Consider the following 20332-nt stretch of genomic DNA (forward strand, 5'->3'; position numbering starts at 1 on the left):
TTGCCCCATGAGCAGCACAGACCCCGCCGACGACCAGGCAGGCGGGCGTGGGAACCAGGCCATGACCGGTCTGCGCCTGCGGGGACGGGACCGCGAGATCACGGCTGTCCGTGAAGCCCTGGACACGGTACGTGGCGGACGGGGCGCCTGCGTGGTCGTGGAAGGCACGCCTGGCGTCGGCAAGAGCCGGCTGCTCGCGGAACTGGACGAGATGGCGCGGCGGTCCGGGTTCGACGTGGTGTCGGTACGGGCCGACGAGCTCGACCAGTACGCGGCAGGAGCCGCACTGCAGTCCGCCCTGCACTCCTCCGACGGTTCCCACCGAGCCGCCGCAGCCACCGACGACCAGCGGCTCTGGCTGCTGGACAGCATCACGGACGCTCTGGAGGACCGGGCTCAGCACGCCCCGGTGGCCGTCCTCGTGGACGACGCGCAATGGGCGGACCCGGCCACCCTCTTCGTCCTCCGCACCCTGCCTGGACGACTGGCAGCCTCACGGATCCTGTGGGTGCTGGCCGTACGGTCGGACACCGAGCGACCGACCGTGGCCAGAGTGCGGGAGGACCTCGAACGCCTCGGAGCCCGATGGCTCACCCTCGGTCCCCTGCCCCAGCAGGAACTGCAGGACATCGCGGCCGACGTCCTCGGAGCGAGGCCCTCACCCGGCCTGGCCAGGCTCCTGCGAGCCGTCGCGGGCAATCCCTTCCTGGCGATCGAACTGGTGCGCGCGTTCGCCGACACGGATGCCGCCAAAATGGAGGCGGGCGAGGCGGGCCTCCTGCACGACGGCATCCCCGTCAGTTTCCGGCGGAGTATCGCCGCGCGCCTGGACCGGCTCCCGGACGATGCCGTACGCCTGCTCCAGATCGGGTCCGTCCTCGGCCGCGAATTCGACCTCGGCACGGCCGCCCGCATGCTCGGCAGGCAGGTCGGCAGCCTGCTGTCGGGCGTCGAGGCCGCCCTGAACGCCGGTCTGCTCTCGGCCGACGGCCCGCGAGTCGCCTTCCGCCACGACCTCATCCGGCAGGCCGTCCTCGAGAACCTCCCTCTGGCCGTACGGACCGCTCTGCACCGGGAAGCGGCCGACAGCCTGCGCGGCATCGGAGCTCGATCGGCCGAGGTGGCCTGGCACGTCGTCATGTCGGGCGGCCCGGTCGACGACGATGCCGTGACCACGCTGACCACCGCCGTAAGGGAACTGTCGTCGTCGGCCCCCGACGCGGCTGCGGATCTGGCCCAGCGGGTCGCCGGACTGCTGCCCCCACACGATGGGCGCCGCATCACCCTGCTGACCGACGCCGCCGAGTACCTCGGCCGGACCCGCCGCGTCCACGAGGCGCTCGACCTGGTCGACACCACTCTGCCGGAAGGCCTCGAGCCACTGCAGGAGGCATACCTGCGCCTGGTGGCCGCCGAGATCCACCAGGCCGCCGGCGACGACGCCGCCGCGATGACACACCTCCAGCGGGCACTGGACCTTCCCGCGCTGCCGCCCGACTTGCGCATGCGGCTGCTGAAGACCAAGGCGACGGGCCACGTGTACCTCGGAGACATCACCGCTGCCGAGCAGACCGGCCCCTGGCTGGTCGAGGCCTCCTACCGCAGCCATGACCCGGCCGTCGTCGTCAGCGCCATGGTGTTCCAGTCGCAGACGTCCTTCTACCGCGGGCGCCTGGCCCGCGCCCTCGAACTCGCCGAGGAAGCCACCCGGCGCGCCGGCACCCAGTCCGCCGCGCTCTACCTGCGGCCCCCGCGCATCCCGGCGCTGTGGCTGGCCACCGTGCTGACCGCCACCGACCGGCTCGCGGACACCGAGCGGGTCCTGCGGGAGGGACAGCGCGAAGCGGAAGCGCTGGGCCTGGGCTGGTCACTACCCCACTGGCATGCCGCCCGTGCCTGCGCACTCCTCGAACAGGGAGCGCTGGACGACGCGGCCGTGGAAGCCGAGTCCAGCCTGATGGTGGCGGGCGAACTCGAGATCACTCTGCCGAACCCGCAGGCCCGCTCCGTACTGGCATTGGTGGAGATCAGACGCGGTGACCTCGCCAAGGCCAAAGACCACCTCCGCGCCGCCGAAACCGGTTCCGGCACGAACACGAGGCAGCGCTACGGCCCTTGGGTGTCTCTCGCGCGCGCCGGCCTCGCAGACGCGGAGGGCGAAGACGGCGAAGCGGCGGCGGCACTCTCGGCAAGCTTCCAAAGCCGTGAGCCGACGCGGCTGCTCGCCGTACCTCCGTCCCACTGGCCCGGGATCGTGCGCATCGCGCTCCGCGACAAGGACCCGTCGCTCGCGCAGGCCGTGTCCGGCGCACTGCGCAGCCTGACCGCACAGGACGAGAGCCGGCAGATCATCGGCGCAGTCCGCACCCACGTGGACGGCCTGCTCCACCGCGACCCCCGCGCGCTGGCGTCCGCCATCACCGGCTACCGGAGCACCGGCAGGCCGCTGGCCCTGGCAGCGGCCTGCGAGGACCTCGGCGAGCTCATGGCGGCATCGGCCGACACGACGCCGGCGATCCCGTACTTCGAAGAAGCCGGCCGGCTGGCATCGGCCTCAGGAGCCGGGCGCGACCAGGAACGGATCAGGCGGCGCCTGCGTCGGCTCGGCGTGCGCACCGGTCCCGTGCGCAACCACACGGCCGGCCCCCAGGGGCTGGGGAGCCTGACCGAATCCGAGCGGAAACTGATCCCGCTCGTCGTCGAGGGCCTCACCAACCGGGCCATCGCCGACCGGCTCTACGTGTCCGTGCACACCGTCAACACACATATGAAGCACATCTTCGCCAAGCTCGGCATCAACTCGCGGGTCGAGCTGACCCGGCTGGCGATCGAGCGGGGCATCAGCGCCGACGGGGCCGACCGAGCGGCGTACCGACCGCAGGAAACGGCGGCAAGGATCCCTTGAATGGGTGACGCCTGACTCCGGCACCACCGTGATGCTGGACGCAACGGCGTGGCCTTCGCCACGGCACCGCCATTCATCAGGAGGTGACCGCCTCATGAACACGACGCGCGCAGTACGCGCTCACCGATGCGAAGGCCCCGAACAACTCGCCCGAGACAGCCGGTTCGAAGTGGCCGAGGTGGACGTCGTACGCGACACGGCGGGCGGTGACACCCACACCCGGCCCTGGGGCCCTCTGCACCCCGGCGGCGCCCTTGCCGGTACCGCCGCGCCGCCCGAGAAGGAGCACCCGCGTGGCAAGACCGTCATCCATGTCGCGGACGGATAGCCAACCGCAGCCCAGGGCGGCCGGGCCCGGTGCGCGTAGGGGCCCGCAGCGCGGATACCGCGGCCAGCTCCGGGCCGCCGTGACCGCCAGCGCGGCCCCACACGGGTACACCCTGGCGCTGTGGACCGCCACCGCGGTGACGTCGTCCGATCGCGGCGCCCCGGGCGGAGCCGACGTCCTGGCGCTCCTCGCCGGCGCGACGCTCGCCTTCGTCGCGTTGGCCGCTGTCGCACACGGCGGTGCCCCCATGATGCCGGAGCGGTCCGCCCCGGCCGGTACGCGGATCTGGGCGGCCTTCCATCTGCCCATGGCGGCTTGCGCCGCGCTGGCCAGCCTGTTGCTGACCCGGTGCTGTTCAGGGCCCCTGCTGTGGGGGCTCGTCGGGACGGCCACGACCGCCGTGTACCTGCTGGGTGTCAGCGCCCAGTTCCTCTGCTTCGCAGTTCGCCGGCACCGAGAAACCACAGACACTCAACCGTAAGAGGTTCACCATGTCCCTCGCCCTCGACCCCGCCGCCCAGGACCTCCTGTTCCGGGAGGCACGGACCGCCAACACCTTCACCGACGATCCGGTATCGGAGGACCAGATCGAGGCCATCTACGACCTGGTCAAGTACGGTCCCACCTCGATGAACCAGCAGCCTCTGCGTATCGTGCTGGTCCGTTCCGCCGAGGCCCGCGAGCGCCTGGGCGAGCACCTGTCCGAGGGCAACCGCAAGAAGACCGCGGCCGCCCCGCTCGTCGCCGTCCTCGCCGCGGACAATGAGTTCCACGAGGAACTGCCCAGCCAGTTCCCGCACTTCCCACAGGCCAAGAGTCTCTTCGCCGAGCGTGCGGTGCGCGAGCGTTCCGCGGAGCTCAACGCGCTCCTGCAGGTCGGCTACTTCATCATCGGCGTCCGCGCCGCCGGCCTGGCCGCAGGACCGATGACCGGCTTCGACGCCGAGGGCATCGACAAGGAGTTCTTCAGCGACGGTGAGCACTCGGTTCTCGTCGTCGTCAACATCGGCAGGCCGGGCGAGAACGCGTGGTTCACGCGCTCCCCACGTCTGGCATACGCGCAAGTGGTCACCACCGTCTGACCGAGGGGCAACGGCCGGCCGGCGCCGCACCTGCGGCCGCAGACGCGGTTGTCGGTGGAGCCTGCGTCGATGAACGTCTGCGCGCCGGAGCCGGGCAGCAGCGGGATGTGCGCGGCCAGGAATCTGCGGTGCGCGACGTGGAGTCGGAGGGTGCGGCCGTGGGCCAACGCGTGCAGGAAGGTACCCGGGGCGGACGGGGCAGGGATCCCGCCGAACGCGGCCGGCATCGCGCCGTGCCGCAGCGCGACCGGGTCGTCGATGCCGTCCGCGCCCGCGGCCATGTCGGCCACCGATGCCGGTGGCCTTGGCATCGGCCGCCGCACCCGCGTCGTTCCTCGCTCCGGTCGGTCTCGCTTCCCCGGCGATGGCCGACTCGGCCGCCCATCAGTGTCAACGAGCCGCCGGCGCCCGCACTCCTCGAACTCAGCTGACCAGCACCTACACAAGATCAAACGCTTAGCAATCACCCAGCCCGTACACCGCACGAGGATGGTATTAACTACCACTCATGAGCGACATCGAGCGCACGGCGAGCCGTACGGCGGTCCTGGTGTGTCAGGGGCGGGCGGCAGCGGACGGCAGGCTTGCGGCGGGCCGGTTCGCAGACGCGGTGGCGGTGCGGCTGCTGCGGCCCCCGGAGAGGGCCCCTGTGGACGAGGTGCGCGCAGGCACTCCCTCCACGGGCTGGAAGGCACGTGCGACGTACGAGGGTGTGCGGGCCTGTGCGGAGGTCGTTGTGCCGCGCACGGTCGCGATCGACGACACGGTGCGCAGCCACAGGACTCCCCAGTTGGTGGTGCTCGGCGCCGGGTTGGACTCGCGTGCGTGGCGGCTGTCGGAGCTCGCGGACACGGACGTGTGGGAGGTCGATCACCCGGCCTCCCAGCAGGACAAACAGGAACGCCTGGCTGAGGCGGGCACACCGCCCGTCGTGGCACGTTCCGTACGCTTCGCGCCCGTCGACTTTGCGACCGACGACCTGGGCAGCGCACTTGAGGCCACCGGTCACGACGCGTCCGTGCCTACGACCTGGCTATGGGAGGGGGTCGTCCCGTACCTGACACGCGACGAGGTGCGCGCCACGGTACGTGCGGTCGCCGACCGTTCCGCGCCGGGGAGCGCGCTGGTCCTCAACTACCAGGGCCCGTCGGTAAAGGCCTCCGCAGGCCGGCTGATCGCGCGTGTCCTGAACAGCTCTGTCACGGCGAGCGAGCCGTGGCGTTCCCTGTGGAAGCCGCAGAAGATGGCGGCCCTCCTCACCGAATACGGGCTGCGAGTCGTCTCCGACGAAGACCTGCTGGCCATCGCGAATCGCCTGGAGTCCGGCATGCGGGGCCGTACGGCGCTGCGCTCCGGCCGCGTCGCCGTCGCCCGACGGGCCTGATTCCAGGAGGAGTGAGGGGGTGTGCGGCTGCAGGGTCACCGCGAGCGGTCCCGCGGCCCCTGCGGCCGCACCAAACGAACGTAGAGGGAACGCATGTCCGTGAAGCACTCTGGGGCATATACGTCCGACGGTCGCTGTGACCCGCACGAGGCCACGACGCATCGCTTCCTCGGTAGGAGCTGCACTCGCCTCAAGCACTGCAATTGACGCTGAGGCGCCCCGGGCAACGTCGTTCTCACCACGGCTCCGACCAGAAAACAGAGCCGCGGTGTCACGCAGGGGCCGCGGCGGCTTGGTGGAGGGCACCGGGCCCGGGTTCGGCCGACGGCGGGCAGGTCAGCGGTTGTTCCCGTTCGAGCAGTCCCAATAGCCCTGGTGCCAGTGGTGGTAACGGTCGTACCAGCCGCTGTGCCACGAGCAGCCAGTAACCGAGACGGTCGTCGTGGCGGGGGCGGCTGCTGCGGCGGTGCCCGCCACTCCGATTGCGGTGCCGCCTGCCAGCAGGAAGCCGGCCGCGACGCAGGCGAAGGCGCACTTGGCGCGATGTGCTCGCATGGCTCTGCTCTTTCTTCCACGTTCTCGCGCTGTCCCAGCACGAAGGGGATGGCCGCGGCCTCACGCCGAAGCGTGGGGTCCGGCGATGGCTGAATGGTGCCGCTCGAAGACCGATGCGGCGCTGTCGTCGAGGTCGCCGCGTGAGAGCGAGGGACGCACGTCTCCGGGCTGCGGGCCCACCGTTGCGGGAGCGCGTCGCGGGACGTGTCCTGAATCGCGACCTCACCTCTTTCGACGGTAGCGGCCTATCCGCTGACAGGCACCTCGAGCTGTACGGCGGCTTCGGCGCAGCCGGTCGGCGAACCGAGAGGAACTCAATGGGTTCTTTCAGCGTGGCTGCCAACCGATACTGAGGAAGAAACGATGCGCGTTCACCAGCTCACCTTCGCCGCCCTGGCCGTCGCCGCCGGTCTCTCGCTCACGGCCTGCCAGAACGACAACGCCGGCACGGGACAGAGCGACCCGTCATCTCCGTCCACCGTGTCGTCCGGAGCCACCGGGTCGTCCTCGGGCGGCGGTTCGGACTCGGGCAGTTCGGATCAGGGCGGCGCGAAGAACTCCGCCGGGACGAGCTCCGGCGCCACGAGCTCCGGCGGGACGGGTACGGCTGCCGGGACCGGCTCCAAAGCGAACGCCAAGGTCGGCAAGTGCCGCACCGACGAGTTGGAGATCACGGCGAAGGACAACACCATCGACGGCGACCCCGACGGCACCGTCGTGGTCACCCTGACGAACCACGGCGGCCGGGACTGCACCATCTCCGGGTATGCGGGCGTCGACCTGAAGACCAGCGCGGGATCGCTGTCCGCGAAGCGCACCGGCCAGCAAGCCGGCTCGGCCATCCTCAAGAACGGGAAGTCGACGTACTTCCCCGTCAACTACCCGTTCAACAAGTCGGGCGGCTCCGGCGTTCGCATCACCGGGCTGGTCGTGACCCCGCCGGACGAGACGAAGTCGGTCACCCTCGACTGGCCGGGCGCCGCCACGCTGCCCGTCACGGACGGCTCCGGCTCCCCGGTGAAGGTCGGCCCGGTCGGAAGCGCCGGTCAGGGCGGCTGACCCGCACGCCTGACGACCTCGTGCACGGTTGGCCGCGGCACGTCGAAGTCTGTTCTTCTTGAACTTCCGATGGGGCGGTGTCACCACCCGTCCGTCTGACCGCGCGCCCAGGCCCTGGTAGTCGGCGTCCGCGAGGATCTCCACGAACGGGCCGTCGGCCAGGAGGTGGACCAGTCCCACGCTGTCGGCCCTGGGTGATGTCGGCGCAACTGCCCGGCCGGGCCGGGCTGCAGAACAGCACTCGCCCCGCGGCGTCCGTGAGGACCATGGATTGCACGGCGTCCTGCTTGGTCTTGCCGGAGACGAACGTGTCCCGGTCCTTGCGGCCTGCGGCTGGGCGTCGCACACGGATCTCCGTGCCGTCGGTGATCCCGGTCCGACCGTCGGTGCCCAGGTGCTCGATGACGTGGGCGGCGAGGGCGTGCAGCAGGACGCCCGTACGACGGAACAGCCCCGTCGCGCCGGCAGGGGCCGTACCTCGCCGACGGCGCAGGCGCTGTGAAGCATTCCACGCCGAACCACCAGGCCAGCACGTCATGAGTGGTGCCAGGGCGCAGATTCACCAGTGCGGCCGGCAGCCGGTCGGCGAAGACGAACTTGTGCTTCGCCCCGGCTCCTACTGCCTGCCGCCGTGTCCGAGCTGTGAGTCGCACCTGATGCTGCTCGTGCCACAACGGACCGACTTCGGCGATGAGTTCAGTGATCACGTCCGACGACAGCCCGATGACCCGGTACTCCGCCACGATCAACTCACGCGCCCCGCCGGATCTGTCGGTGTCCGGCCCACTGGTTCATCCAGCACGGGCGAGGTCGTGCTGGCGGGTGATGCCGCTCATGGCGTGTGAACGCCGTCGCCCCTGAGGCGGCAGTCGCGCAGGATCTTCCAGGACTTCATACGGGCGAAGGTGTGCTCGACTCGGCGCGGACTCGTTCGTGCAACTCGTTGTGTTCCTGCTTCCAGCTGGAGAGTTCTTCGCCGTTGCGGCGCCGGTCGGGCGGGTGGGGACCAAGGTGCCGTCCACAATGAGCACGTCCTTACGAACCGTCTGCGGGGGCGGAGCGCGAGAAGAGGGCCGAGGTGGCCGATGATGCGGTCGGCTGCGAACTTCGAGACGCCGAACAGCGGGGCAAGTCGGCGCAGCGTCAGGTTCGTGCGCCAGTACGCCGTGACCAAGCAGCAGCCGGTCTTCCGGCGACAGGCTCCACGGTCGGCGCCGGCGGACCGCGTCTGCTTCGTCGCGCCGCGGTGTGGTCGCCAACTTGCCGCCAACAGCGTGGACTCAGCCCGGTGATCGGGGCTGTCCAGGACGGCTCCGATACCGTGATCACACCCACCACGCCGGGATCATCACATCAGACCAGGCCGACGCCGAGACGATCGCTGCAGCTACGCTTCCACGGCACAGCCGATGCTCCGCAAGACCGGGGGGAAATCGTGAACCGACCGCTGTTGTTCCTCGACGTGGACGGTCCTCTCAACCCCTATGCGGCCCAGCCGGAGAGGGCCCCCGACGGCTACACCACACTCAGAGTGCCCCAGGACAGCGGAACGTCAGACGAACACAGAGGCCTTTCGGCCCGGCGGCGCCCCCTGCGGGTCTGGCTCAACCCAGAGCACGGGCGATCCCTGCTCCGGCTTGGCTACGAGCTGTGCTGGGCCACCACATGGATGGACGCCGCCAACCGGTGGATCGCTCCGGTGCTCGGCCTTCCCGAACTCCCCTTCGTGGACTTCGGCGACGTACTGCTCCAGGACCGCCCTGACGGCGTCCACTGGAAGACCGGTCCCCTGGTGGACTACGCCAACGGCCGTCCCTTCGCCTGGGTGGACGACGAACAGGGCGATCTGGACCAGGCATACGTGACCGCCCACCACCACGGACCTGGGCTTCTGCACCACGTCAACCCACGAATCGGTCTGCGCGAGGACGACTTCCGCACACTCGCCGACTTCGCCCGCTCCCTGGACACGCCACGAGCCGCCGGATGAGCACGTCGCCAGTCCTTCAGACGGCTTTGCGCTCGGTTCTGCGATCATTGCGGAAATTCGGTGGGGCCCGCACGGGTGACGGTGTACCGGACAATGAATCAGATTCCGGTACACCACCATTGCCTTCTATTCGGTGCAGTTAGTCTTCCGCTGCGTCTCCGGAAGAATCATCAGCCGTCATACCAGCCGTACTGAGTGATGGTGCCGTGGCCGCTGCAGCTGCCTCCGAAGTCCCAGAAACCGGGCCCCTGCAGCGGGCCATGGATGTCCGTGCCATCACTGCAGTGAGTCCACGCCCCGGTGCGGCCGTAATCGACGGTGACCGTTGCACGCCAGGACACCCCGTTGAAGGAATACGTGTTGAAGCCGTGGTTCGGGACATGCATGGGGCTTACTTTGCCCGACTGCCAGACGACGTGGTGCGTCACGTCCGCTGTTGCCGAGTTGGGCGTCGCTGCCTCGGCTGCGCCGCCCATGGCGACGGTGCCCGCGATGGTCGCGGCTCCAAAGAACAGGCTGATCGCTTTTCTGTGCACGGGTCATTTCCCCCTGTCGAAAGTTTGGTCATGTGCACGCTATTGAGATTTCCTGATGCACGTCAACTGCACCAAGGAGTTGAAATGAGCCAAAGGGGGCAGAGGGAAATGGAACTTGTTTCCTCATTTCGTCCAGGCATTATTTATGCTGGTGGGCACCGTGTCGCCATGGACAAGATTCGCGAGAACGGAACCTGGTGGCGTCGTCAGCGGTTCGTAACGACGTGAGTTCCCGCCGAGACCGCCCCGCACTCGGGTACGGCGGTCATGGTCACAGCCAGCCGCGGCGAGCCGCGAGGAGGCCGGCCTGGAAGCGTGTGGGGGCACCCAACTGGGCCATCACACGCTGAATGCGCCGTTGCGTGGTGCGCTCGCTCCAGCCCTGGACCCGGGCGATGGCGGCGTCGGTGAGCCCGGCGGCGAGCAGCGTGAGCAGGTGGCGGGTCTCCATGTCGGGTCCGTCGGCCGCGGGTTCCTCCGCGGTACCGGCGGGCGGCGTCTGGCCCGTCACGGACACCGGAACGGCTCGCTCCCACTCCGCCTCGAAGAGTGATTCCAGGGCCACCAGCATCGGCGAGCTGTGCACCAGGTAGGCGGCGGACTGTCCGCCCGGCGCGAGACTGAAGTGGATGACAGCGTCCCGGCTGTCACAGATCACGAGCTTGAGCGGCAACTCGGCTCGGACCCGGGCCTGTTCGCCGGCCCGGACGCTGGGCAGGATGTCGTCGCTCAGGCGGCCCGGCCAGGCCACCGCCGCACGGTCGTAGACCACTCGGTGTGCCACGCCCGCGCGTTGCCGCTGGATCTGTCCCTCGAAGTTGCTGCCCGGGCGGTCGACATACGGGGGTCGGTCGAAGACCCGTACTTCGCGGCGTGCCTCGGCGGTCAGCCGCCGTACCGCAGCGATGACGTCGGTGCGGTCGGTGAGCAGTTCGACCGGCATGTCGGGGTGGCTGATCCGGGATGCCTCGCGGTGAGCGTCCATCAACTGGTGCACGAGCAACCGGGCCTCGCCCAGTTGCTCTTCCCGTCGGCGGATGAGGGCGGTGACCGCGACATCGGGTGCGACCGCGGTGAACCGGGGCGGCCGCCCGGTCGCTCGCATCGCCAGGCCGTTGTTGACCAGCGCGGTCAAGAGCCGTGCCACGGCCGGCGTGGACAAGCCGCAGGCGTCCGCCAGTTCTCTGGCCGTGGCCCGCGGCAGGCCGACCAGCACGGCGTACGCGCGCTCCGCCTCGTCCGTCAGACCCAGCACGTTGAATGCCATGCGTTCTCACCGTTTCCATGGCGGCTTCCGCCGGCTGGCGGAAGACGGCCACCTCTGTCGCCTTGTGCGGCTCGTGTCGTGGTCGACATCTTCCCTTCCGGTCTCCGCCCCCCTCGCCGCGGGCCTGCGTCCCCGCGCCGAGCGCCAGGCAGCCGAAGCGCACATCCGGTGGGCGTGCGTCACCGTCATGTCCCGCCGCCTGGTCCGGCGGTGCCGATGCACCGAGGGGGTCCCGGCCACCCTCGCGAACCTCGCCTGAAGAACCCCTGCGAAAAGAGGATGTGACACGACTTCGTCGGCACTGCCCTACGAAGCCATCAAGCCGCGTATCCCCATCAGCGGTCGAGTCGTCGCGGGACTCCGGGCGGCCAAGTGTCAACAGCCGTTGCTATCGGCAACAGTTTCTGAGCCGTACCTGGAGCTCCTGGATGTCACCGATCCTACGAATGACCGGCTGAGACCGGCGCCCAAAACGTAGGACGGCTTCCGACAGCCGCCGTCGGCGGAGCCGCATACCCGTCGGACCGGTGCATCCATGGCATCCGACGGCCGTCATCGCGTCACTGTGCTCGTGCCCGCGCCAGCGGCCCGGCGAGGACGACGGTGCCTGGCGTAGGCGCCGACGCGGCATCGGTGGGCGGCTGGTTCAGCGGCGAGTGTGAACGTCACCGCGAGGGGGCCGCGGTATGGGAGCCACCGCCACACGGTGCGGCGGGCGGCCCATTCCGCGGCACGGGTCGTCCCGCTTCCGCCCGCCAACTCTCGGGCCACTTACCGCGGCAGGCTGCAGGCGCGTCGCAGCAACACTCTGCTTCGGCCGTCTTGCACAGCACGTTGAATGCCGCGCGATCAAGCCGTTTCGGTGGCGACTTCTTGCCAGTTGGCGTAAGTCCGCCGCCTTCGCGATCTTGTGCCGGCTTCGCCAGGTTGACAGATTCCCCAAAGCGTGGGCGCTGTCCGGGGGTGGCGCCTTCTCTGTGCTTCCTCCTGAGTTCTTTTGTGAGAAGTGGAGTGCCCATGAAACGGCGGAGAAGAGCGATCGCTCGCGGTGTCGCCACCATAGCCAGCGCGGCCGTTCTGCTCGGCACACCCGTGCCGTACGCGGCGGCCGCCGGAGCACGGACCCCGACGGCCGATTCCGGCGCGAAAGGTACGTCCGCGGGGGCTGCGCCGCCCTCCGCACCCGGATCTTCAGCGCTCGGTCCGTGGCGCTCGTTCCTGAAGCCCACGCCCGCACAGTCGGCGAAGAACAGGCCTCACCAGATCCTTGTGGTGCTCGGCTCGGCCACCCAGGTGACGGGCAAGTCGCTGGGCAAGCGGCGCAATCTGCAGGTCCGTACCCCGCTGACCTCGGACACCGCGGTCAACAATGCGCTTCAGCGGGCCCACGCGGTTTCCATGCGGCCCCTGATGCCGGGTCTCGCGGCCACCGAGGCCCAGCAGTTGCGCTCAGCCGCCCAGCCGAAGCTGGGCCCGGGGGCGATCGACCTGTCCAAGGTCCAGGTCGTCCAGCTCGCCGGCGGCGACGCCTCAGCGGCTGCCCGGGTGCTGGCCGCCACGCCCGGTGTCGTCTACGCCGAGCCCGACCAGACCGTCTCCCCCATGAACACCGGCGCCGTGCCGCTGACCTCCTCGGTGAGCGCCACGGCGGGGAAGGCGGGCTCGCCGGCGAATGGGCACAACAGCGCAGCGACCGGCTCCGACGGTGTGCCCGGCAACGCGGCTCTCGGCACCTCGCTGCAGAGCTTCCTCAACGCCGGCGGGGTCAACGCGACGGGCGCCTACAGCTTGCTGAAGCAGAAGTTCGACCAGCTGCCCGGCACCGGTGAGACCATCACCAACGTCTCGATCGGCGACCTCACCGACACATCGACGCCGAACCTGGGCGCAGCGGGGCCGACGACCGTCGTCCAGAACGGCCAGCGGTACCTGGACATCCCCACGATGCCCTTGATACCCACCTACACCGCGGACGCGACCGGCGCACTCGACCCGACGGGCTCGGCCCAGGGGCAGGACCCCGCGCTGGGTGAGGTCCTTCTGGACTTCTCGGTGATGGCGCCGCTTCCGCACGAACTGCAGCGCCCGGGCATGCAGGGCAGTGGGTCCTCCGATCTCCTGGGCATCGCCCCGGGTGCCGACTACCGGCTCGTCGTCCCGCAACAGCCGACGTTCAGCCAGATCGCGGTGGCGCTGCTGGCCGCGGCCCGGCAGCAGCCGCGACCCGCCGTGATCACCGCCAGCCTCGGTTACGGCACCGACGCTGCGGGGCTCCCCGGCCGCTACCTGGAGGACGACCCGGTGCAGCAGGCCGTGATCGCGTCGATCGTGCAGCATTACGGCATCACCATGGTGGTCTCGTCGAACGACGGGACCAGGCTGTACACCAACGCGGCCGTCGGGCCCGACGGCGGCAGCACCGCGACCAACGTGACCCGCAAGGCCGCCGACACCACCCGGATCGACGACGACCAGCTGTCGACCACGCCCAGCAAGGTGCTGGACTCCGGTGCGATCACCGCGGGTGGTACCACGACCGACGACACGCTGTCCGTGCCGCCGCAGAACGGCGGAGCCGCGTCGGCCCACGGGACCTGGGCGACCACCAGACTCAACGGTTCCGGGGTCTTCTCCTCAGGATTCGGCACGCGCGTGGACGTCTCGGCGCCCAGTGACGGCATTCCCGCCTTCGAGCACCAGGGTCGGACCGCGCAGTCGGTGTCGGAGGTCCTCAACGGAGGCACTTCGGCGTCGGCGCCCGAGATCGCGGCCGCTGCCGCGGTCGTGCTGCAGGCCTCCCGGCTGACCGGGCAGCACCCGTCGCCCGATGACGTCCGTTCGCTGCTGGAGCGCACCGGCCGGGCCGTGCCCACGCCGCCGCAGATCGACCAGCCGCTCCACGTCGGCCCGCAACTCGACGTCACCGCCGCGCTGCAAGCGGTCCTGGCCAAGGCGCACGGCAGCCACGCCCCCACAGGCGCGCCCCGCATCGTCCGGCTCTCCGTGGCGCATCGCCAGACCACGGGCGGACTCGGGAGCTCGTACCTGGAGGCCACCGACCCCGGACGCATCGACCTGGCCGGACCGGGCGCGGGCTCCAGTGCCACCGGGGAGGGCCTGGTGGGACCGGTGACCATCGGCGCAGACGTGACCGGCCTGCCCGACCAGGAAGGCGTCAGCTACGCGCTGCGCATCGGGCATCACGAGTTCACCTCCGATGTGCCGGCGATCCGGCTGACCCCCAGGCAGATGCTGATCGCGGCCGGACTGCCGGTCGTCTCCGCGACGGACCGTCAGGTCTCGCTCACCTTCGAGGTGCGCCACGGCCACCAGGTGCTGGCCTCAGCCGCCCACGAGCTGACCTTCGGCCCCACCGACGGCGGCTACGTCGAGTCGCTCGCCCCGGTGGTCCAGCCCGTCGTCAAGGCGGGACACTCCGTTCAGGTGAGCTACGACCTCACCGGAGTGCGGAACCTTGGCTCGCCCCAGTTGGTCGTGTCGGGAGTCGGCCACTGGAACCCCGCGTCGGCGCCCATCTTCTCCGCCTCCTACACCGCCCCGCTGACGGGCCTTCACGGCACGGTCACCGTCCCGGCCGGCGCCTTCTCCGCCGGCGGCGGCATCTACGGGATCGGTGTCCTCCAGAACCCCACAGGCAACCGCAAGGGTGGTCCGCTGTACGGCGAGTTCGCCTCGATCCGGGTCGACGGCGGTGACCCCTCGCAACGCCCGGCAGCGCCGACCCTGGCCGCGAAGACGTCCGGAGAGTTCGGTCACCTGTTGGAGATCAACCGGGCCGCACCGCAGTTCGCAGTGCACTACGACGTATCAGGGGTCAAGGGCGCCACCGGCACACTGCTGGAGTTCTCCGCGCCCGGGCCGAACTTGTACAACTCGTACAACCTGGTCAGCAACCAGAACGGCACCACCCGCGACCACAACGGAGTGGACAGCCCGGCCACGCTCGACCGCTCGCTGAAGGGTACGCGGGGCACGGCGGCACTTGACGCCCTCGCGCTCAAGCTTCCCTCATCGATCGCCTACGACCTGCGGGTGTTCGCCGTCGACCGGCACGGCGAGACAGTCGGCCAGGCTTCGCCGACGTCCCTGCTGGGATACGACGACGGACTGGCCCCCGACGGCACCAACCTGACCAACTTCGCGATCGTCCCCGGCGGCACGTCCGTCGCGGCGGTCGAAAGCCCCACCGGTGAAGGCTCGGTGTACGACTACAACGCCGCCACCGGAACCTATGGGCGGAAGGTGACGAGCGACCCCGCGTACGGCTCCGTCTACGAGGTGTTCGGCGTCGATTCCGCCCACCACACGCTGGTCCTGCACCAGCAGACGACCACCGGCGAGCAGTGGCTCGAGACCTACGACACGAGCACCGGCGACGCGGTCGGCAGCCCCGTCCGCGTCGACGACCAGTACGTCGTGATCGGCGGGCGGGTAGACGCCAAGCGCCACCGTGCAGTGGTGCTCGCCTCCCGTTCAAGCGACCGTGCGGGCTTCGCGCTGCCTGTGAACACGGCGACGGGCGCTCAAGGGACGCCGTTCGCGCTCGAGCCCACCCCGGACGGCTTTGCCACGTACGGCCTGCTGGACGTGGACGAATCGACCGGCGTCTTCTCCGCGCAGAAGACCGGAAGCACCATCAACTGCTTGGCCTCGACCGGGTCCGGCACCATAGCCACGGTCGACCTGGACAGCGCAACGGTCACCCACAGCGCCGCAGGAGTCCCTTGCGCCGGGAACCTCGCCTCCGACCAGAACGGCAACCTCTACGAAACGTGGTACCACTCAGCCAGCGTCAACTTCGCCGGCACCGGGTACTACGCGCAGTTGCCCAGCGGGGACCCGGTGAATCTCGGTACGAACCAAGCGGCTGAAGCGCTCGCCATCGACGGCGTGCACCAACTGGGGCTGTTCGCCTTCCGGTACCCGGACCTGAAGCCGACGGGCGGCTTTCAGCAGTACGGCTTCGGCGACAACAACGCCACCGGCCGGATCGCCGTCGTCGACCTGAAGACGGGCGAGACGATGGGCACCGTGACCGGCGTCGAGTACCTCCCTGCAGGCGCCTACAACGGCCGGCTCCCGAGCCATCACGAGCGCGCCATCCAGCTCGACCCGGCAACACGGACCGGCTGGACGTACGCGGCCGACGGCAGCCAGATCCAGCAGTTCTCCTACTGATCCGATTCGCTGCTCCACCACCCGGGTCCGCGGGCGCCACGGCGTCAGCGGACCCGCGGCGTCAGCTCTCCCTTGGCTGAAGGGCAGCGTCCCTGCCCAACTGCAATCGCCGGGACGACGGAGTGCACCCCTCGTCCGGTTCATCGGACTGGCCGAACTCGGTGCGGCCGCAGGACTGCTCAAAGGCCTCTTCTGGCAGCCCGTCGGCATCGCCGCCGCCGTGGGATTCGGACTCCTGCTCATCGGAGCCGTGCGCTTCCACGCAAAGGCCGGGGACTACGCCAACCCCAGACCCGGGGCAACGCGATGGCACCCGCCGCTGACCGCCGTCGCCGTCGCTGCTGCCCTCACGCTCGCCCTCTCGGCATGGCGAAGATCAGCAGCGGCCGGCACATCACCACCCGGCTTTTCCTGCCGAGCAGTTCCCCCCACTGCCCTCCCTTGCCCGGCGGCGGGTGTGAAAGCCACAGCCCGGCCTGCTGCCGGCATTCTCCCGGTCCGAGGCGGCGGAGGTCGTCGAGTGACGGCCGCGGTGCCCGCCCTACGCATCCGTTGACCAGCGCATGGACGACCACCGCGACCGCGTCACGTCACATCAGGGGTGTGGTGTGTGTCGAAGTGCCGCGGTCGGACCTTCGGCCGGGGGATCAACAGCTGCGCGATTTCCCGCAACCCGCCCGGAACCCTCCGACCCACGGACGCCGTTCGACGCACGGCCCAGCGACCGCCTCACCGTGTAGGTCCCAGGGCGGGTGGGGCGGCGTCGGCGGACGTCCCCAGTCGGACGGTTCGGCGCCGACGGTGAAGGAGAGCGCCCGCAGGCCTCGGAGCGACTCGGTCGTCAGATACGTACGGCCGTATGAGGAACCGTCGACCCTCGCCGACTGGATGTACCGGGCACGGTCGGAGGTGCCGGTGGCCGTGATGGTCAGGGCGCCGCGCGGGTAGTAGCGCCGGTCGAGCGTCAGATCGACCCGCTCGAAGACGGGCGTCGACAGGCCCCAGGTGTCGTAGCCGGGCTGCACCGGGAAGATCCCGATGGACGAGAGCACGTTCCAGGCGGACATCGTGCCGAGGTCGTCGTTGCCGGTCATGCCGGTCGGCGCGTCCGTGAACAAGGTCAGCGCGGCGTGCACCACATCGGTCGTCTTCCACGGCTGACCGGTCGACAGATACGTGTACGGCGCGATCAGGTCGGGTTCGTTCTGCGGGTTGTACTTGTCCGCGTTGTAGTAGTCGTACGGGCCGTTGACCCACACCTCTCGTGCGGTCTTCGCCGGGTCCTTCAGAAGCTGCTGGTACGCGAAGAACGAGTCGAGCCGGTCGTTGGCCGTCCGCTTGCCACCGATCAGGTCGACCATGCCCGGCAGGTCCTGCGGCACGAGCCACTGGTACTGCCAGGACGTGCCCTCGTGGAAACCCTCACTCAGGGCCGGGTCCGCCGGTCCGGTGAAGGCGCCGGAGGCATCCCTCGCGCGGAAGAAGCCGGTCGAACCGTCGTAGATCTTCCGGTAGTTCTGGGATCGTGCGGCATAGCGTGCGGCGTCCGCGTCGTGGCCCAGATCCCGTGCCATCGCGCCGAGCATGGCGTCCGACAGGGCGTACTCCAGGGTCGCGGAGGCTCCGTGGTCGTAGTCCGAGTCGCCGGGCTTCGCGTGCGGCCGGTCCTTGATGTAAGGCGCGAAGCCGTTCGCGATGTACTCCTTGTTGGCTTCGCGGCCCACCGCGGGCGAATCGGCGGGCGGCACTTCGTCGGCATTCTTCTTCAGGGCGCGGTAGGCCCGTTCCTCGTATCCCTTGAGCAGGCCCTGCTGGTAGGCGTTGGTCAGGAACGGGGTGACCGGGTCGCCGGTCATGATGTTGGTCTCGACCGTGCCGTAGCCCCACTTGGGCAGCCAGCCGCTGTCTTCGTCGATCTTGATGACGGAGATCGCCATGTCCCTGGCCTCACGGGGCGCGAGCAGGGAGAGGAGCTGCGACTGGGTGCGGTAGGTGTCCCACAGTGACCAGTTCTGGTAGTAGGTGAAGCCCTGTGCGCGGTGGACCCGCTGGTCCCAGCCGGTGTAGCGACCGTCGGCGTCGCTGCCGATGTTGGGCGCGAGGAAGGACCGGTAGAGCGATGAGTAGAACGTGCGGCGCAGGGTGTCACCACCGCCCTGGGCGCGTACGTCGTCGAGCCGGTCCTCCCACGTGCGGTGCGCCTGGCTCCGGACGGCGTCGAACGAACGGCCTCCCTCGGAGCGGAGGTTGAGGGCGGCGCCGCGGGCGTCCACGTACGAGAGCGCGGTGGTCGCTTCGACCGTCCGGTCCTTGGTCGTGTCGAAGCGGACGAAGGCGCCGTTGCGTCCCGCGCTGACGGATTCCTTGGAACCCTCGGTGACGGCATCGCCGTTCCAGGTGCCCGAAGTGGTGAACGGGCGGTCGAAGCGGGTGACCGTGTAGACGGTGTACGGCTTGGTGTCCTGGCAGAAGCCGCTGCCGGTGATGGCGGTCCGCACCGTGCGGTTGTCGAGGACCTCGACCTTGGTGGAGATCGTCCTGTGCAGCGACTGCCCCGCGTTGAGCAGGACGTTGGCCTTGTCGGTGGCCGGGAAGGTGTAGCGCTGCACCCCGGTCCGGGCGGTCGCGGTCAGCTCGGCCTTGATGCCGGTCTTCAGGTCGACCCGGTACGAGCCGGGGCTCGCCCGCTCGCTGTCGTGGCTGAACTCCGCCTCGTACTTGGCGTAGTCCGTCTCGGTGACGTCACCCGTGGTCGGCAGCACGGGCAGGTCGCCGCCCAAGCCGCAGCCGACGCCCGAGAGATGGACGAGGGAGAAGCCACGGATGTGATTCTGGGAGTAGTCGTAGCCGGTGTTGTGGCCGGTGTCCGGCGAGAACTGCACCATGCCGAAGGGCACGGCGGCGCCGGGGTAGGTGTTGCCTTCGTTCTCCGTTCCGATGAACGGGTTGACCAGATCGGTGAGCGGGGCGCTCGGCGGGACGGCCGCCCGGGCCGCTGGAACCGCGAGGGAGCCGCCGAGGAGCAGGGTGGTCGCCACCACCATCCCCGCATCGCGTAGCCGTTGAGTCCATCCCATGGGCGGGAGCGCCTCCTCAAAGCCTGGACAACGTTGTCAAAGCGTGGAGCGCGATCATTCTTCGTCGTGTACACGCAATCGTCAAGTGCTGCGGGCGGGGCGGCAGTTCAGCGGATCACGCGAGCCCGCAGTCCTCCGCGACCGATGTCGCGAGCCGGTCGCCTGCGCGTCGGCACACCTCGGGGGTGCCGAGCAGGACGAACGCGAGCGGACCCTGGGGCTTCCCGCCAAGGCCAGAGGAGGCGAGGTGGGCGGGGTCGGCCTGTTCGGGGGAGGGGGCCGCGCCGTCGGGGCGCCGGCGGTGGACCGGGACGACACCGCAGGGTGTACACCTGGGCCAGGACCACCGGGTCGTTGTCGATGTCACCTCGCCCGGACCCTATCGGGTGCGTGTCTGGGCGGGCCCACGGGAAGAGGACGCGCGGGAGGAACTGGACGCCTACCGGTTCTTCGAACGCTTCGTGATCCAGCTGTCGCCGTGAGGCGCCGAGCGGGGCGGGGCCGTGGGTGGCCCGCCCCGCTCGTGCGGGGGCTACTTCACCTGCACACAGAAGGCGTCGCCGTCGAGGATGCGGTCGTCGTTGTACCAGGTGGCGAGCCGTGATCCCGCCCTATGGTGGTCCGTGCTGTCCAGGGCCCGGGCCGAGTAGCTGCCGTTCGCGTTCTTGGCCCCTTCCTTCGTGGTGCTGAACGGGTATGTGCCACCTCACGGCGGCCCGCGCAGTACACCCGCACCTGCCACACGCCGTCCGTGTCGGACAGATGCGCATAGGTGTCCATCGGCCCGGCCGCCACACCCCGCAGCGCCAGTTCACCTGACGGGGGCAGTGAAGCTGGGCTTCCGCCTTTTCCTCCCAGTCGCCGCGGTCTCGGCGCCGGGCGGGCTCCCTGTCCCACACTTCGGCAGCCGTGGCGGCGGTGTGCGTGTGGCCGGTGTTTTCGACGTCCAG

Annotated in this window: 14 protein-coding genes and 2 pseudogenes; 9 read left to right on the forward strand and 7 right to left on the reverse strand. The window is 69.7% G+C overall.

From position 1 onward, the window contains the following. Positions 1-7: 7 nt before the first annotated feature. The 5 genes from AAFF41_RS43065 to AAFF41_RS43085 all read left to right on the forward strand — a co-directional run bounded on the left by AAFF41_RS43065 (position 8) and on the right by AAFF41_RS43085 (position 5699). Positions 8-2905: a helix-turn-helix transcriptional regulator gene (locus tag AAFF41_RS43065; protein WP_319751183.1), complete on the forward strand. Its 2898-nt coding sequence runs from the start codon at positions 8-10 to the stop codon at positions 2903-2905. 94 nt (positions 2906-2999) lie between these two features. Continuing rightward, positions 3000-3233, forward strand: a complete 234-nt coding sequence (locus AAFF41_RS43070; protein ID WP_343325777.1) for a hypothetical protein — start codon at positions 3000-3002, stop codon at positions 3231-3233. A 79-nt stretch (positions 3234-3312) separates the two neighbouring features. Further along, the gene (locus tag AAFF41_RS43075) at positions 3313-3714 is read left to right on the forward strand and encodes a hypothetical protein (protein ID WP_319751181.1); all 402 of its coding nucleotides are present in this window, start codon (positions 3313-3315) and stop codon (positions 3712-3714) included. Between the two features lie 10 nt (positions 3715-3724). Further along, positions 3725-4315 carry a malonic semialdehyde reductase gene (locus tag AAFF41_RS43080; protein ID WP_319751180.1) on the forward strand — a complete coding sequence of 197 codons (591 nt, stop codon included), beginning with the start codon at positions 3725-3727 and terminating at the stop codon, positions 4313-4315. A gap of 508 nt (positions 4316-4823) precedes the next feature. Continuing rightward, on the forward strand, positions 4824-5699 hold the full coding sequence (locus AAFF41_RS43085) for a class I SAM-dependent methyltransferase (protein ID WP_319751179.1): 876 nt from the start codon (positions 4824-4826) through the stop codon (positions 5697-5699). A gap of 336 nt (positions 5700-6035) precedes the next feature. Here the strand turns inward: AAFF41_RS43085 and AAFF41_RS43090 are convergent, their stop codons facing one another. Further along, positions 6036-6254 (reverse strand): hypothetical protein, encoded by a 219-nt coding sequence (locus AAFF41_RS43090; protein ID WP_343325778.1) that lies wholly within the window; start codon positions 6252-6254, stop codon positions 6036-6038. Between the two features lie 363 nt (positions 6255-6617). Here AAFF41_RS43090 and AAFF41_RS43095 point away from each other — a divergent pair, with 363 nt between their 5' ends. Further along, positions 6618-7313, forward strand: a complete 696-nt coding sequence (locus AAFF41_RS43095; RefSeq protein WP_343325779.1) for a DUF4232 domain-containing protein — start codon at positions 6618-6620, stop codon at positions 7311-7313. Here AAFF41_RS43095 and AAFF41_RS43100 read toward each other — a convergent pair. Both AAFF41_RS43100 and AAFF41_RS43105 read right to left on the reverse strand, forming a co-directional pair. After that, a complete protein-coding gene (locus AAFF41_RS43100) occupies positions 7249-7659 on the reverse strand; it encodes a hypothetical protein (protein ID WP_343326447.1) in 411 nt (136 codons plus the stop codon). The genes AAFF41_RS43095 and AAFF41_RS43100 overlap by 65 nt on opposite strands. A gap of 445 nt (positions 7660-8104) precedes the next feature. Then, a pseudogene (locus tag AAFF41_RS43105) lies at positions 8105-8651 on the reverse strand (helix-turn-helix domain-containing protein). A 97-nt stretch (positions 8652-8748) separates the two neighbouring features. On the opposite strand from AAFF41_RS43105, the gene AAFF41_RS43110 reads away from it, so the two are divergent. Then, positions 8749-9303, forward strand: a complete 555-nt coding sequence (locus tag AAFF41_RS43110; protein WP_343325780.1) for a hypothetical protein — start codon at positions 8749-8751, stop codon at positions 9301-9303. A gap of 170 nt (positions 9304-9473) precedes the next feature. On the opposite strand, the gene AAFF41_RS43115 is transcribed toward AAFF41_RS43110, so the two are convergent. Together AAFF41_RS43115 and AAFF41_RS43120 are read right to left on the reverse strand one after the other, a co-directional pair. Further along, positions 9474-9839 (reverse strand): hypothetical protein, encoded by a 366-nt coding sequence (locus AAFF41_RS43115; RefSeq protein WP_319751176.1) that lies wholly within the window; start codon positions 9837-9839, stop codon positions 9474-9476. A 271-nt stretch (positions 9840-10110) separates the two neighbouring features. After that, a complete protein-coding gene (locus tag AAFF41_RS43120; RefSeq protein WP_343325781.1) occupies positions 10111-11106 on the reverse strand; it encodes a TrmB family transcriptional regulator in 996 nt (331 codons plus the stop codon). Between the two features lie 1017 nt (positions 11107-12123). Here AAFF41_RS43120 and AAFF41_RS43125 point away from each other — a divergent pair. Both AAFF41_RS43125 and AAFF41_RS51910 read left to right on the forward strand, forming a co-directional pair. After that, the gene (locus tag AAFF41_RS43125; protein WP_343325782.1) at positions 12124-16305 is read left to right on the forward strand and encodes a hypothetical protein; all 4182 of its coding nucleotides are present in this window, start codon (positions 12124-12126) and stop codon (positions 16303-16305) included. A gap of 100 nt (positions 16306-16405) precedes the next feature. Then, on the forward strand, positions 16406-16861 hold the full coding sequence (locus tag AAFF41_RS51910) for a DoxX family protein (RefSeq protein WP_388414351.1): 456 nt from the start codon (positions 16406-16408) through the stop codon (positions 16859-16861). Positions 16862-17034: 173 nt separating this feature from the next. Here AAFF41_RS51910 and AAFF41_RS43130 read toward each other — a convergent pair. Both AAFF41_RS43130 and AAFF41_RS43135 read right to left on the reverse strand, forming a co-directional pair. Further along, a pseudogene (locus AAFF41_RS43130) lies at positions 17035-19382 on the reverse strand (GH92 family glycosyl hydrolase). A gap of 115 nt (positions 19383-19497) precedes the next feature. Next, a complete protein-coding gene (locus AAFF41_RS43135) occupies positions 19498-19749 on the reverse strand; it encodes a hypothetical protein (protein WP_319751172.1) in 252 nt (83 codons plus the stop codon). Positions 19750-20332: the final 583 nt, after the last annotated feature.

The organism is Streptomyces mirabilis (assembly GCF_039503195.1).
Taxonomy (GTDB): domain Bacteria; phylum Actinomycetota; class Actinomycetes; order Streptomycetales; family Streptomycetaceae; genus Streptomyces; species Streptomyces mirabilis_D.